The organism is Micromonospora craterilacus (genome assembly GCF_003236315.1).
Taxonomy (GTDB): Bacteria; Actinomycetota; Actinomycetes; order Mycobacteriales; family Micromonosporaceae; genus Micromonospora; species Micromonospora craterilacus.
Window position 1 is genome coordinate 19,447 of sequence record NZ_POTY01000043.1, and the last position, 14,267, is coordinate 33,713.

Here is a 14,267-nt window from a genome sequence, read left to right on the forward strand (position 1 = left end):
CGGCATAAGACGACGGCCGCACCGGATCCGGTGCGGCCGTCGCAGTTTCGGGGGCCGCCTCAGCGCCCGCGCCGCCGCTCCAGGAACTCCGTCATCCGGCGGCGCTTCTCCTCGTCCTCGAAGAGCACCGCCTGGCTGACCAGGTCCAGGTGCGGGTGCGCGGCGGGTGGGGCGTCCACCGCGAGCTTGGTCAGCCGCAGCGCCAGCGCCGATCCCTTGGCCATCTCGTCGATCAGGTCGTGGGCCGCCGGCAGCAGCTCGTCGGGGGCGGTCACCACCCGGTTGACCAGGCCGATCCGCAACGCCTCCGCAGCATCCACCCGTCGCCCGGTGAACAGCAGCTCCTTGGCCCGGGCCTCGCCGACCAGCGCCGGCAGCCGGTGGGTCGCGCCGGCGCCGGCCAGGATGCCCAGCCGTACCTCCGGCTGGCCGAAGACCGCCCGCTCCGTGCACACCCGCAGATCGCAGGCGTACGCCAGCTCGGCGCCGCCGCCCAGCGCCGGGCCGTCGACGGCCGCCACGGTCGGCATCGGCAGCGCCCGGATCCGGGCGAAGGCCGCCGAGTTGATCGCGGCGAGTGCGTCCAGCCGGCCCCGCTCACGCAGTTGGGCGATGTCCGCCCCGCCGGCGAAGATCCCGTCGCTGCCGCCGGTCAGCAGCAGCATCCGGGGCCGGGCCTCCAACTCGGCACAGACCTCGTGCAGCGCGGCGATCAGGTCGGCGTCGATGGCGTTGCGCTTCTCCGGCCGGTCCAGGGTGACCACCAGCCGATCCGGGCGCTCCTCGACGCGCAGCCCACTCACCGCGCCGCTCCCGTCGCCGGCTCGGTGCTCGTACCCGGCCCCGGCCGCTCGGTGTCGTCCGAGCGGACCCCGTCGACCCAGCGGTAGAAGCCCTGCCCGGACTTCTTGCCCAGCCGACCCGCGGCGACCAGCTCCACCAGCAGCGGCGGCGGGGCGAACCGATCCCCGTACGCGGCCTGGAGCGTACGGGCGATGTCGAGGCGCACGTCCAGACCCACCAGGTCGGTCAGTTCCAGCGGCCCGACCGGGTGCCGGTAGCCGAGCACCATCGCCTTGTCGATATCGGCGGGGCTGGCCACCCCGTCGGCGACCATCCGGATCGCCTCCAGCCCGAGCGTCACCCCGAGTCGCGACGTGGCGAAGCCCGGCATGTCGCGTACCACGACGGGGTCCTTGCCCAGCCGGCCGGCGAGCGTGACGGCCGCGTCGGTGGTCTCCGGCGCGGTGGCCGGCCCGACCACGATCTCCAGCAGGGCCATGGCCCAGACCGGGTTGAAGAAGTGCAGCCCGCAGAAGCGCTCCGGCCGCGCCAGTTCCCGGGCGAGGTCGGCGATCGGAATGCTGGAGGTGTTGCTGCCGAGCAGCGCCGGTCGCAGCGCCTCCGCCTCGGTCAGCACGGCCCGCTTCAGGTCGAGCCGCTCCGGCACCGCCTCCACGATCACGTCTGGGGCCTCGGCGACCTCGGCCAGCCCGGCCCGCAGGGCGATCCGTCCCCGGTTGGCGGCGGCCTGCTCGGCGGTCAGCTTGCCGCGCTGCACGGCCCGGTCCCACAACTGGGCGAGCCGCTCCACCGCCGCGCCGCCACGCGCCCGGTCCACCTCGACCAGCTCCACCGCATGGCCGGCACCGGCCGCCACGTACGCGATACCGAGGCCCATCGTGCCGGCCCCAACCACCACGAATCGTTCAGTCATTACGACACCACCGCACAGTAACGATCCGCTCGCCGATACCGCTGCCGGCGTGCGGGATCGCCGCCACGCCGGAGCCGGTACGTCCGCTCCGCTCAGTCATGGTGCGACCCTATGCAGCACCGACCGCGGCCCGATGCGTGGGGGCCGCCGGGAACGGGTACAGACCGCCGACAACCCAAGGGAAGGACGAGCAGATGAGCCAGGAGACCGTGGACGGCGCGGGCGCCGAGGAGACCGTCGAGACTCGCGGCGACGAGCGCGTCGAGCTGCTGCGCGCCGACACCAACAACGACGGCCGCACCGACGTGTGGGTCGTCGACACCGATGGTGACGGCAAGGCCGACCTGTTCCAGTTCGACACCGACGGTGACGGCAAGGTGGACGTCACGATGGTCGACATCGACGAGGACGGCCAGCCGGACGCGGTCGTCGACGGCGACGGCGGCCTCCCCCCGGAGCAGCTCCCCCCGACCGTCCAGGTCTGAGAGATAAGGAGGGGCCCCTTGTCAACGCCTCCGGTACCGCAAGGGGCCCCGGCCACCACCTGCCGCCGCCCGCCGGCTCAGCCGGGCAGCCGCAGGGTGGCGAGATAGTACGGGGCGTCGCGGTCGTCCACGTCGGCCAGTTGCCAGTCGGAGCCACGGACCAGCTCGGCGAGTTCGTCCGGCGAGCAGACCAGGTAGTCGAACCAGGGCGTACCCAGCTCGCGGTAGCGCAGCCGCAACCGCAGCTGGCCGCCGAGCCGCCCCCGCCGTCGGTTGAGTTCGTGATAGCCGGTGTGTACGGGGTCGCGGGTGCCGTACGGATCGGTGCCGTGGGCGATCACCTGCGCGCCGGGGCGGGCCATCGCGGCCAGCGCCGCGAGGAAGGCGGCTGCCCGCTCCCGGCCCTCGATCAGGCCGAGGTTGTTGCCGAGGAGCAGGAAGGTGTCGTACCGCCGCCCACTCGTGGCGTGCTCGTCGACCGTGCCGTGTACGAGGTCGCGGACACCCCGGCGACGGCACACCTGCAACGCGCCGGCCGAGACGTCCAGCCCGGTGACCGGTACGCCGCGCTCCTGGAGCAGCAACGCGATCCGCCCGGCGCCCACGCCGACGTCCAGCGTCGCGCCGCGGACCCGGTCCACCGCCCGGTGGTCGTGCGGTTGCCAGTCCTCCGGCCCGGCCAGGTAGTGCGCGGCCGGCGCGCCGTTGACCAGCCCGTCGTCCCGCTCGATGACCTCGATGACCGGACGGGGTAGCCGCCCGCCGGCCAATGGCCGGGGACCGACCCCGGTGGCCACGGCCAGCGCGTCGCGCAGCAGTTCCCCGAAGACGTCACCGATCCGTGGCTCCCCCGTCACATCCTTCACGCTATCCGGCTGCTCAGTCAGCCGCACCGCCCGTATCCTGAACGATGTGACGATGTTGGATCGCCTCTCGGCGGAGAAATACATTCTCCTCACGACCTTCCGCAAGGACGGCCGGGCGGTGCCGACCCCGGTCTGGGCGGTCCGCGACGGCGACGCCCTGGCGGTGTGGTCGGCGGCGGACGCCGGCAAGGTGAAGCGGATCCGCCGCAGCGGGGAGGTCACGGTGGCACCGTGCGATGTGCGCGGCCGGCCGCGTGGCGTGGCGGTGCCGGCTCGGGCGAGCCTCTACGACCCCGGAGCCACCGAGCGCATCCGTGGCCTGATCAAGCAGAAGTACCGGGTGATCGGCCGGCTCAGCCTGCTCGGCAGCCGGCTGCGCCGTGGCGAGGGCGGCACGGTGGGGATCCGGGTCGAGCTGACCACCTGAGGCGGCCCGGGCGGCCTCGGTTCGCAACGCGATTGCCGCGCCAACGTGCCCCGGGCATGACGAAGGGCGGCGGAAGGAATCCGCCGCCCTTCGAAAAAGCCTGCTATGCCAGTCGGTCAGTCCCCCTGACGCTGCTGCGGGATCTGGCCCTGCAGCAGTGCCCTGACCTCGGACTCCCGATAACGGCGGTGGCCGCCGAGGGTCCGGATGGCGCTGAGCTTGCCAGCCTTCGCCCAGCGGGTCACCGTCTTCGGGTCGACACGGAACATCGACGCCACCTCGGCCGGCGTGAGTAGCGGCTCTGGTTCGTGCGTTCGCGATGCCATCGGTCACTCCTCCACATGGATAGACATCGGCCGGGGTCCCGCCGGCCGACGCGCCTCCCATGGTCCGGCTAGTCCCCGATGTCCGACATGGGCCGAACGGCCGAACGTCCCTAGACGGACGGATGAACCATGCCCGATTTATACTACTTTTACACGCCAGAAAGTACTTAATTCGGACTCATGATCACGGTTCGTGATGCGTCAACTACGAGGCTGCCTCGCGTTCTGGTCCGAATTCTGGACATCGAGGACTAGTTGCAGCGCTCCAGAAGTTGCACCGCGCGCCAGCGGGCGACGAGCTTGTCGTACGCCGCGGAAGCCTCCTCCGCCTCGCCCCGGGACAGCCCGCCGAGCCCGGCCGCGACCAGTTCCGGCGAGTCGTCGGCGGCCAGCGTCTCGTCCGAGAGCAACTCGACCAGCCCGCCGTAGTCCAACTCGACCACGGAACGTGGGTGGAACTCCTCCAGCCACCGGGCGGCCTCCTCGACCGCCTCCGTGATCGGCGCCTCGCCGACCGACTTCCGCAGCACCGACAGCGCCCGGGACGAGCGGCGACGAGCCTTGGAGATCTCCGTCCGGAACCGCATCGAGCGGCGTCCGGGCGCGGTCACGTGGTTGCGTTCCTCCGCCTCGAACAGCACGAACCAGCGCAGCGGCACACCCCAGGTCGCGATCTGCTCGTGCAGCCGGGGCACGCCGTGCTCCAGCACCCGGGCCCCGCTGCGCCAGTCCTCCACCACCGCCTTGGCCTGCCCCGCCAGCACCGGCGGGACGAACGCGTCGGCCAGCACCGCCGGCACCCCGTCCCGCGCGCTCAGCGCGGCCTCGGCCACCCGGATGCGCAGGTTCCACGGACACACCAGCAGCGTCTCGTCGGTCTCCAGCACGTACGCCTCGTCCGGCAGGTCGGGCAGCCGGGTCCAGCCGGCACCCAGCGCCTCGATCACCGACGTACGCTGCCGGCCGGGCCCTTCCACCGGCGCCACCGCCCGCCCCTGCTCGACGTAGCGCCGCCAGTACGACTGGCGATCCCGGTCGAAGGCGGTCAGCGGCTCGTACACGCGCAGGTATGAAGCGAAGAGCGACGGCACGGCGCGATCCTCCCACGAACCGCAAGCCGAGCGGTGCTCGGCGTGATCCGGGACGGCGGCCCGGGCGCGTCCCGGACGGGTGGGCAGCCCGGCGGGAAACGGCGCTGCGGCGCTGCCCGCAGGGCGGGACGGTGCCGCCGGGAGGGCAGCCTGGCCCCGGCCGATACTAGGCTCGCAGCACCGGCAGCATCCCGCCGGCGTACACCAGGTCCGCGCCCCACAAGGGCGCCCACCGACACAGGAGCCAGTCATGGGCGTTTTCGCCACCACCGACGACCCCGAGTCCACGGGTCATGAGCAGGTCGTGTTCTGCCAGGACAAGCAGACCGGCCTGAAGGCGATCATCGGGATCTACTCCACCGCGCTCGGCCCCGCGCTCGGTGGCACCCGCTTCTACCCGTACGACAGCGAGGAGGCCGCCCTCGCCGACGTGCTCGACCTGTCCCGCGGCATGGCGTACAAGAACGCGCTGGCCGGTCTGGACCTGGGCGGCGGCAAGGCGGTCATCTGGGGCGACCCGGAGCAGATCAAGAGCGAGGCGCTGCTGCGCGCGTACGGGCGCTTCGTGGAGTCGCTGAGCGGCCGGTACTACACCGCCTGCGACGTCGGCACCTACGTGGCGGACATGGACGTGATCGCCCGCGAGACCCGGTACGTCACCGGCCGCAGCGTCGAACACGGCGGGGCGGGCGATTCCTCGATCCTCACCGCCTGGGGCGTGTTCCAGGGCATGCGGGCGGCGGCCGAGCACGTCTGGGGCGTACCGACGCTGCACGGCAAGCGGGTCGGCGTGGCCGGCCTGGGCAAGGTCGGCAGGTACCTGGTCGGCCACCTGCTCGACGACGGCGCCGAGGTGGTCGCGACCGACGTGAACCCGCGGGCGCTGGACTGGGCGCGCACCACCCACCCGCAGGTCACGCTGCTCGACGACGTGACCGCGCTGGTCGCCGCCGACATCGACGTGTACGCCCCGTGCGCCCTCGGCGGCGCGCTGGACGACGACACCGTGCCGGCGCTGCGCGCGAAGGTGGTCGCCGGGGCGGCCAACAACCAGCTCGCCCACCCGGGCGTCGAGAAGCTGCTCGCCGACCGGGGCATCCTCTACGCGCCGGACTACGTGGTGAACGCGGGTGGCGTGATCCAGGTCGCAGACGAGATCGAGGGCTTCGACTTCGACCGGGCCAAGCTGCGGGCCACCCGGATCTACGACACCACCCGGGAGATCCTCCGGCTCGCCGACTCCGACGGCGTCCCGCCGGCCGTGGCGGCGGACCGGCTGGCCGAACGGCGGATGGCCGAGATCGGCCGGCTGCGCACGATCCACCTGCGCTGACGACGCGCCGCCGAGGGCGCGGGCCGGTTGGTCCCGCCCTCGGCGGTCAGGCCGGGCTAAACTGAAGATACGACGCGTTCGTGAGGATTTGCCCCGTGTCACGACCGTTCCCGGCATCGCTCCTTACCGGGTACAATGGGTGACGACTGCACGACCGCAACGCGCGGTTGCGGTCGACGGTAACCCGAGGTGCCGAACGGTGGCATCCCCATGTACCGTAAGAGCCACGAGAGATGCCTGACGTCATCGGGGCCCGCCTTCGGGCTGCCCCGCATTCTGTGCGAGGGGGTCGAGCCATGGGGCGCGGCCGTGCTAAGGCCAAGCAGACAAAGGTGGCCCGGGAGTTGAAGTACCACTCCCCGAACACCGACCTCGCCGCCTTGCAGCGAGAACTCGGCGGCAGCGGCAAGTCGGACCACAACTTCGACGACGACTACAAAGAGTATGTCGACGATGACGAGGACCACGCCGAGGACGACCCGGACACCTGGGTCCGTCCGACCCGCTGACCCCCGGTCACATCTGAGCACGCGGTAACTCCCCGCGTGCTCACGCATGTGCCGGCTACCGGCGGCGGCGTACCATCCGACGCACCAAGGGGCCTGCCATGCCCGGACAATGCTCCGACGGCGTGGCAGGCCCCTTGGTGCCGGCCCGTTCAGCGGGGCCGGTTGTTCCAGTTGTAGAACGTCGGGATGTTCTCGAAGTGGTTCCAGGCGCAGACCGCGCTGGCACCGTCACCACCCACCACCTCCGCGCGCAACCGTCGCGCTACCTCGGCCTCGTGGAGCAGGGCGGTGAGCCCGGCGGCGGCGTCCCGCACCCGGTCGGCGACCCGGTCGGGCTCGTCTCCCGTCACGCGCTCAGGCTCCCGGTGACTGGTGGTCTCGGGCATGCTCCAACACTCCCTCCAGTAGGCGGATCTTGCTGTTGCGGCAGTGCTCGGTCTCCGTACCGTCAAAACGCCCCAGCTCGAAGTAGCGGTTGGCTGCGTGGCCCCCGCCACAGAAACCGAAGTAGGGGCAGGACGACCGGCACGCCTCCACCCCGGTGATGAACTCGCCGACCCAGGCCGTGCCCTCCGCGTCGGCGAGGATCGCGGCCAACGGTGTGGTGAGCACGTTCCCGCTGCTGAAGTCGCCGTAGCGGGGGTCGGTGAAACCGGCCAGCTCGGGTGAGAGCACGACGACCGAGCCGTCGTACGCCACGGTCGGGATCGGGTCGAGCCGGCGGGGCAACAGATCGCCCTCCGTGCCGTCCAGCACCGCTGCGGCGTATCGCAGCGACCACTCGACCTCCCGCAGGTGGATCCTGGGGTCCCGCCGCCAGGCCGAGACCAGCTCGGCCCAGAACCCGGTCACCGAGACAGCATCGTGGGAATTGTCACGCGTGTTGACTCCCTCGGTCTCCTCGATGTTCACGCCGAGCACCTCGCAGCCGAGGTCGAGGCAGTAGTCGTACAGCTCCGACGCCCGGCCGGGCGAGGGGTCGTTCACCACCGCGAGCGCCGAGAACGGCAGCCCGTGCCGGCGCAGCGCGGCCACCCCACGGACGATCCGGTCGTACGCCGGCCGGCCGGCCCGGGTGACCCGCTCGCCGTTGCGCTCCCGCGGCCCGTCCACGCTCACGCTCACCCGCATCTGGTGCGCGGCGAAGAACTCGCACCAGGCGTCGTCGATCAACGTGGCGTTGGTCTGGACGTGATGCTCGACCTCGGGCCCGAACGGCGCCATCAGCGCGGCCAACTGCTCCCGCCCGGCGGCGAGCGGTTCCCCGCCGTGCCAGACCACCGAGAAGCGCTCCGCCGCCGCCCAGCGGTTCACCGACGCGGCCACCGCCTCGGCGACCGCGACCGGCATCCGCCGGTCGACCGCACGGAACGGCAGATAGCAGTACGCGCAGTCGAGATTGCAGAGGGTGGTGGGCTGCATCACGACGTACGACGGGACGGTGGCCAGGCCCCGCATCCCGTGCAATGACCGTCCCCGCGCAGCCATCGCCCTCCTCCGGGCCGGTTGACGGGCTGCGGGCACACCCCGGTATGGGCGCGCCTCACAGCTCTGAGGGTGCCCTTCAGGCTAGGCGGAGACGGCCACTCGGGTGAACCCCTGATCAGGTGGCTGGACGATCAGCGCAGTGTGATCAGCCGCGGGTGTGCTGGCCGACCATCCGCACCTCGCCGGTGCCCTCGATGATTTCGCCGGCCTGCCAGGCATCCACCCCGCGACCGGTCAGCGTGGCCAGCGCACGGTCGGCGTCCTCGGCCGAGACGATCGCGAACATGCCGACGCCCATGTTGAAGGTCGCCTCCATCGCCGGGTCCTCGATCCGGCCCTTGGACTGGAGCAGGTCGAAGATCGGCTGCGGCCTCCAGGTCGCGCGGTTGACCACCGCGTCCACGTGCTCCGGCAGAATCCGCACCAGGTTGCCGGGGATGCCGCCGCCGGTGACGTGGGCCAGCGCCCGCACCTCGGCCTCGGCGATCAGCTTGAGGCAGTCCTGCGCGTAGATCTTGGTGGGGGTGAGCAGCTCCTCGCCGAGGGTGCGCTGCCGACCGAAGTCGTCGATCACCACGTCCAGCCGCATCCGCGCGGCACCGAGCAGCACGTGCCGGACCAGCGAGTAGCCGTTCGAGTGCAGGCCGGACGAGCGCATGGCGATCACCACATCGCCCACCTCGACCCGCTCCGAGCTGAGGATCGCGCTCTCCTCCACCACGCCGACGCCGGTGGCGGAGATGTCGTACTCGTCGGGGCGCAGCACGCCCGGGTGCTCGGCGGTCTCCCCGCCGAGCAGCGCGCAGCCCGCGTACCGGCAGCCGTCGGCGATGCCGGCACCGATCTCGGCGACCTTGTCCGGCACGACCTCGCCGGTGGCGATGTAGTCCAGCAGGAACAGCGGCTCGGCGCCGCAGGCGACCAGGTCGTCGACGACCATCGCGACCAGGTCGATGCCGACCGTGTCGTGGATGTCCATCTGCTGGGCGATCACCAGCTTGGTGCCGACACCGTCGGTGGAGGAGGCCAGGATCGGGTTCTTGTACTTCGTGGTGTCCAGCCGGAACAGGCCGGCGAAGCCACCGAGATCGCCCATCACCTCCGGCCGGCGGGTCTGCTTCACCTTGGACTTGAGCAGCTCCACCGCACGGTCACCGGCCTCGATCGACACGCCGGCGTCCGCGTACGAGACCGAACGTTTGCGAGCCGGGCGGCCGGTGCCGGCCGTCCAGGGCTGACGGTCGCCGCCAGCGCCGGTCGGGCTGCTTCCTGCGCCGCTGCGCTCGGACACGTGCGTCACGGTTCTCCCCTTTGTGGTTCTCGGCTGCCGCGTCGACGGTGACCGACGCCCCAGCCGGACGGTGCTACGGGCGGTGTGTGCCGCCCGGAGTGGCGACGAGCGGAGGGACGAGCTGCTCGGCGGCGTCGGCGGCGTCGGCCGCGCTGTGCGCGACCCGACGGCCGATTCCTTCGAGCACGTGCTTGCCGATCAGGTTGCCGACGGGCAGCTCGATCGGGTACTCCCCATCGAAACACGCCCGGCACAGCCGGTTCTTCGGCTGCTCGGTCGCGCCGATCAGGCCGGACAGCGAGACGTAGCCCAGGGTGTCCGCGCCGATCGAACGCCGGATGCCCTCGTTGTCGAGGCCGTTGGCGAGCAGCTCGGCGCGGGTGGCGAAGTCGATGCCGTAGAAACAGGGCCAGGAGACCGGCGGCGACGAGATACGGACGTGCACCTCGACCGCGCCGGCCTCGCGAAGCATCCGCACGATGGCGCGCTGGGTGTTGCCCCGGACGATCGAGTCGTCGACCACCACCAGGCGCTTGCCCCGTACGTTCTCGCGCAGCGGGTTGAGCTTGAGCCGGATGCCGAGCTGGCGCAGCGTCTGCGACGGCTGGATGAAGGTGCGCCCGACGTACGGGTTCTTCATCAGACCGGCGCCGTAGGTGATGCCGGACTCCTCGGCGTAACCGATCGCCGCCGGAGTGCCCGACTCGGGCACCGGGATGACCATGTCGGCCTCGACCGGGTGCTCCTTGGCCAGCTGGCGACCGATCTGCACCCGCGCCGCGTGCACGTTGCGGCCGGCGATGGTGGCGTCCGGGCGGGCGATGTAGACGTACTCGAAGAGGCAGCCCTTGGGCTCGGGGGCGGCGAACCGGGTGGACCGCAGCCCCTCCGCGTCGATCGCGATCAACTCACCGGGCTCGACCTCGCGGACCACGCTCGCGCCGACGATGTCCAGCGCGGCGGTCTCGCTGGCCACCACCCAGCCCCGCTCCAGCCGACCGAGCACCAGGGGGCGTACCCCGTGCGGGTCACGCGCGGCGTAGAGCGTCGACTCGTCCATGAAGACGAAGCTGAACGCGCCTCGCAGCTGCGGCAGCACCTCCAGCGCGGCGGCCTCGACGGAGAGATCCGGCCGGCTGGCCAGCAGCATGGTGACCAGCGAGGTGTCGTTGGACGAACCGTCGGTGGCCAGGCCGCGCTCGGCCACCTCGCGCTGAAGTTCCGCGGTGTTGACCAGGTTGCCGTTGTGGGCCAGCGCGATGGTGGTGCCCGAACTGGTGGCCCGGATGGTCGGCTGGGCGTTCTCCCAGGTCGAGGCGCCGGTCGTCGAATACCGGGTGTGCCCGATCGCGACGTGCCCGCGCAGGCTGGCCAGCGTCGGCTCGTCGAAGACCTGGGCCACCAGGCCGAGGTCCTTGTACACCACCACGCCGGAGCCATCACTGACCGCTATGCCGGCCGCCTCCTGCCCCCGGTGCTGCAACGCGTACAGCCCGAAGTAGGTCAGGTTGGCGACCTCCTCCCCGGGGGCCCAGACACCGAAGACACCACACGCGTCCTGGGGACCGGGTCGTTGGGGATCAAGGTCGTGGCTCAGCCGGCCGTCGCCTCGGGGCACCTGCCGCTCCCTCTTACTGGTCTGGACTGGCCGGCGGAACCAAGGGGCTGCTCCGCGCTGGTCGGCCGGGGACCACACTGTCGTCGCCTGACAGTGTACGCGAATCCATGTCGCCACATACAGTCACGTTGTCACCGCTATCCGTCAGCAGCAACAGGCGTCACCCCAGTTCGAGCGGCAGATACCCGGACAGGTCCGCGCGGATCCCGCTCGCCCGTACGCGACCCTCCGTGACCGCCTGCGCCCAATCGAGTCGCCCGGTGGCCACCGCGAGCCAGGTCTCCGGATCCATCTCGACCGTGTTCGGAGGCGTACCGCGGGTGTGTCGCGGCCCGGGAACGCATTGAACTACACCGTAAGGTGGGACGCGCACCTCCACCGATCGGCCGGGGGCACGGTCCGCGAGGATGGTCAACAGGGCCCTGACCGCCGCACGGAGCACCGACCTTTCGGGCGTACGCCCCTCATCGAGAGCCGCCAGCGCCGTCGTGACCGCGGCGGACTTAGGGTACGGAGAGGACACGACGGGACGATACGGCGTGACCGCGCCATGCATCACGCTGGCCCTGGGTCGCGCCGATCCGCCCCGACAAGGCATAGTTGCCGACGGCGTATTCGTACCGTGATGTTCCCCCGCTCGGCACCCGTCGGTCAGGGGAGGTCAGTTCGGAAGGCGGTGGACGTGTCAACACACCGACGAGCCTGGCAAAAGCGGGCCGGTGTGGTCGTGGCGCTGATTGTCGGTGCCCTGCTCGCCGTCCCCGCAACACCCGCTGTCGCCGCCGACATCAATGTTTCACCACGCTCACTAACCGTCAACGCGGGCAGTGATGGCACGGTGACCGTGCGAATCACCCCAACCCTCGATGACAAGAGCGGCGAGGTCAGCCTGACCGGCCTGCCGTCGGGTGTCAGCTGCAGCAGTGGATGCGGCAGCTTCCAGTTCACCGGTCCGCCCCTGTCGCCGAAGACTCAACTGCTGACGCTACAAGCCAATGACGGCGCGCGTGACGCCACCGTCACGGTCACTGTCCGGGTTCAGCCGGACAGCTCCGAGCCTGCCACTGACACCTTCCAACTGACGGTGAAGGGGCAGGCGCCGCCGACTTCGGAGGCGCCGCAGGCGCCGCAGACCGTCCGGTCGATCTCCGGCAAGGTCGTGAACCAGGCCAACGAAGGGGTGTCGGGCGCGTTGGTCCTGCTCAAGGACAGCGCCGGCAGCCAGTACGAGACCCGGAGCGACTCGAACGGGAACTTCCGCTTCACCGGCACCAACAGCCGGCCCATCGCCCCGGGTCGGATCGACCTCGGCGCGAACGCGAGCAACCAGACGAATGTCGTGAACTTCAACGCCGGCCCGGGCCAGAGCATCACCGGGCGGCGGATCACCCTGGCGATCGCGTCCTCGGCCAGCCCGAGCGCCACCCCCTCCTCGACCGAGTCGGCGGTCCCCACCGAGGACCCGTTCGAGGAGGACGCCGCTGGCGAGGAGGAGACCGCCCCCGGCGAGAGTGTCGCGGCGCAGACCCAGGCCGCGAACGAGGACTCCGGCGGCTTCGGCAACTGGCTGCTGATCCTGCTGGGCGGCCTCTTCGTGGCCGTCGGTGTCGGCACGATCGTGCTGCTCTGGATGAAGCGCAAGGAGAACGAGGAGGCCGAGGCCGACGGCGACGCTCCGGCGGGCGCTCCGGCCGGCGCGGTCCCGGCGGCCCGAGGGTCGTTCGCGGGCGCGGACGACCACACCCGAGTGGTGAACCGCGTCGGTGCCGCACCGGACCCGACCATGGTCGGCGGCCCGGGGCTGAGCAACGCGCAGACGATGATGCACCAGCCGGTCATCGACGACGTGCCGCCGGACCCGTATGGCGCCCCGCCGCAGTCCTACGGCGCTGCCAGCGGGCCGGGGCAGGGCTGGCCCGGCGGCGGTTACGGCGACGAGCCGGGCGGCTACGGCGCGCCCGGTTACGGCAACGCCCCGTCCTCCGGTGGCGGCTACGGCAACGCCCCGTCGTCCGGCGGTGGCTACGGCAACAGCCCGGCCTCGGGTGCCGGCTACGGCAGCCGCGACTACGGCGCCGGCAGCGGCGGCGCGGACTACCCGCCGGCGGGCGCCGGCTACAGCGAGCAGCGGTACGACGAACCGACCGGCCGCTACAACGGTGACGAGACCCGGTACCCCGCCCCCGCCGACCCGTACGCGACCGGTCTGTACGAGCCCGGGGCCAGCCAGGGCTACGGCCAGTCCGAGTCCACCGGCTACGGCCGGGGTGAGGCCACCGGCGGCTACGGTCAGGCCGACACGACCCGGGGCTACGGCCAAGGCGAGGCCACCGGCGGCTACGGCCAGGGCGAGCCCGCCAGCGGCTACGGCCAGCCCGACACGACCCGAGGCTACGGCCAAGGCGAGCCCACCGGCGGCTACGGCCAGACCGACACGACCCGAGGCTACGGGCAGGGCGAGCCGACCAGTGGCTACGGCCGTGGCGCGGAGCCGACCGGCGGGTACGACCAGCCGGCCGGCGGCTACGGACAGGAGCCCGCTCAGCGGGGCGGCTACGACAACACGGCCTACGACCAGGGCGGCTACGGCCAGCCCGCCAGCGGCAGCGGCTACGGCCAGGGCGGCGGCTACGGCCAGGAGCCCCCGCAACAGCGCGGTAGCTACGACAACACGGCCTACGACCAGAGCGGCTACGGCCAGCCCACCGGAGGCCAGCCCGGCGGAGGCCAGCCCGGCGGCTACGGCCAGGAGCCCCCGCAACAGCGCGGCGGCTACGACAATGCCTACGACCAGGGCGGCTACGGCCAGCCCAGCGGAGGCTACGGCGACCCGGCGCAGGCTGGACGTGGTCGGGACGCCCAGTCCCAGGACCGCGCCGGCCGCCGCCTGGACTGGCTCGACGACTGACCGCAAAGCCGCACCACCACGCGGCAACCGTTGACAAAGACCGTGGGGCGGCCAATCGGCCGCCCCACAACTCATCACCCCCGACTCACTCGCCCCCGTAAGCCGCCCAATCCGCCGTCGATCTTGCACTTTCGGTCGGGGCGGTGGCCGCCACAAGGGGCATATGGGCGGCCGAAAGTGCAAGATCGACGGCGGATTGGGCGGCTTA

At 71.6% G+C, this 14,267-nt stretch carries 15 protein-coding genes; 5 read left to right on the plus strand and 10 right to left on the minus strand.

The window, feature by feature from the left end; genetic code table 11:
* Positions 1–59: 59 nt before the first annotated feature.
* Both C1I95_RS09805 and C1I95_RS09810 read right to left on the minus strand, forming a co-directional pair.
* Entirely contained in the window at positions 60–803 is a 744-nt protein-coding gene (locus C1I95_RS09805) for an enoyl-CoA hydratase/isomerase family protein (RefSeq protein ID WP_111213471.1), read from the minus strand.
* A complete protein-coding gene (locus C1I95_RS09810) occupies positions 800–1,717 on the minus strand; it encodes a 3-hydroxyacyl-CoA dehydrogenase family protein (RefSeq protein ID WP_111213472.1) in 918 nt (305 codons plus the stop codon). The genes C1I95_RS09805 and C1I95_RS09810 overlap by 4 nt, the downstream gene beginning before the upstream one ends.
* 194 nt (positions 1,718–1,911) lie before the next feature.
* Here C1I95_RS09810 and C1I95_RS09815 point away from each other — a divergent pair, with 194 nt between their 5' ends.
* Positions 1,912–2,202 carry a hypothetical protein gene (locus tag C1I95_RS09815; RefSeq protein WP_111213473.1) on the plus strand — a complete coding sequence of 97 codons (291 nt, stop codon included), beginning with the start codon at positions 1,912–1,914 and terminating at the stop codon, positions 2,200–2,202.
* A gap of 77 nt (positions 2,203–2,279) precedes the next feature.
* Here C1I95_RS09815 and C1I95_RS09820 read toward each other — a convergent pair whose 3' ends face one another.
* The gene (locus C1I95_RS09820; protein ID WP_111213485.1) at positions 2,280–3,059 is read right to left on the minus strand and encodes a class I SAM-dependent methyltransferase; all 780 of its coding nucleotides are present in this window, start codon (positions 3,057–3,059) and stop codon (positions 2,280–2,282) included.
* 55 nt (positions 3,060–3,114) lie between these two features.
* Between C1I95_RS09820 and C1I95_RS09825 the strand changes: the two genes are divergently transcribed.
* On the plus strand, positions 3,115–3,495 hold the full coding sequence (locus C1I95_RS09825) for a PPOX class F420-dependent oxidoreductase (RefSeq protein WP_111213474.1): 381 nt from the start codon (positions 3,115–3,117) through the stop codon (positions 3,493–3,495).
* A 116-nt stretch (positions 3,496–3,611) separates the two neighbouring features.
* Here the strand turns inward: C1I95_RS09825 and C1I95_RS09830 are convergent, their stop codons facing one another.
* Together C1I95_RS09830 and C1I95_RS09835 are read right to left on the minus strand one after the other, a co-directional pair.
* Entirely contained in the window at positions 3,612–3,821 is a 210-nt protein-coding gene (locus tag C1I95_RS09830; RefSeq protein WP_007073996.1) for a BldC family transcriptional regulator, read from the minus strand.
* Positions 3,822–4,072: 251 nt separating this feature from the next.
* Positions 4,073–4,912, minus strand: coding sequence for a DUF8083 family protein (locus C1I95_RS09835; RefSeq protein ID WP_111213475.1), 840 nt, complete (start codon positions 4,910–4,912; stop codon positions 4,073–4,075).
* A 250-nt stretch (positions 4,913–5,162) separates the two neighbouring features.
* Here C1I95_RS09835 and C1I95_RS09840 point away from each other — a divergent pair, with 250 nt between their 5' ends.
* Together C1I95_RS09840 and C1I95_RS09845 are read left to right on the plus strand one after the other, a co-directional pair.
* Positions 5,163–6,245: a Glu/Leu/Phe/Val family dehydrogenase gene (locus C1I95_RS09840; protein WP_111213476.1), complete on the plus strand. Its 1,083-nt coding sequence runs from the start codon at positions 5,163–5,165 to the stop codon at positions 6,243–6,245.
* A gap of 296 nt (positions 6,246–6,541) precedes the next feature.
* Positions 6,542–6,754, plus strand: coding sequence for a DUF3073 domain-containing protein (locus C1I95_RS09845; protein ID WP_111213477.1), 213 nt, complete (start codon positions 6,542–6,544; stop codon positions 6,752–6,754).
* Between the two features lie 149 nt (positions 6,755–6,903).
* On the opposite strand, the gene amcA is transcribed toward C1I95_RS09845, so the two are convergent.
* The 5 genes from amcA to C1I95_RS35185 form a co-directional block, all read right to left on the minus strand.
* Positions 6,904–7,140, minus strand: a complete 237-nt coding sequence (amcA, locus tag C1I95_RS09850; protein ID WP_111213478.1) for a multiple cyclophane-containing RiPP AmcA — start codon at positions 7,138–7,140, stop codon at positions 6,904–6,906.
* The gene (gene amcB, locus C1I95_RS09855) at positions 7,109–8,212 is read right to left on the minus strand and encodes a cyclophane-forming radical SAM peptide maturase AmcB (protein ID WP_325048801.1); all 1,104 of its coding nucleotides are present in this window, start codon (positions 8,210–8,212) and stop codon (positions 7,109–7,111) included. Before amcB ends, amcA begins: the two co-directional genes overlap by 32 nt.
* 175 nt (positions 8,213–8,387) lie before the next feature.
* Complete coding sequence (gene purM, locus C1I95_RS09860; RefSeq protein ID WP_111213480.1) at positions 8,388–9,542, minus strand: phosphoribosylformylglycinamidine cyclo-ligase; 1,155 nt, start codon at positions 9,540–9,542, stop codon at positions 8,388–8,390.
* A gap of 64 nt (positions 9,543–9,606) precedes the next feature.
* Positions 9,607–11,151, minus strand: coding sequence for an amidophosphoribosyltransferase (gene purF, locus C1I95_RS09865; protein WP_111213481.1), 1,545 nt, complete (start codon positions 11,149–11,151; stop codon positions 9,607–9,609).
* 160 nt (positions 11,152–11,311) lie between these two features.
* Positions 11,312–11,707 (minus strand): sterol carrier family protein, encoded by a 396-nt coding sequence (locus tag C1I95_RS35185; protein ID WP_233513447.1) that lies wholly within the window; start codon positions 11,705–11,707, stop codon positions 11,312–11,314.
* Between the two features lie 69 nt (positions 11,708–11,776).
* Here C1I95_RS35185 and C1I95_RS09875 point away from each other — a divergent pair, with 69 nt between their 5' ends.
* Complete coding sequence (locus tag C1I95_RS09875) at positions 11,777–14,059, plus strand: carboxypeptidase-like regulatory domain-containing protein (RefSeq protein ID WP_111213482.1); 2,283 nt, start codon at positions 11,777–11,779, stop codon at positions 14,057–14,059.
* The last annotated feature ends 208 nt before the right edge of the window (positions 14,060–14,267 follow it).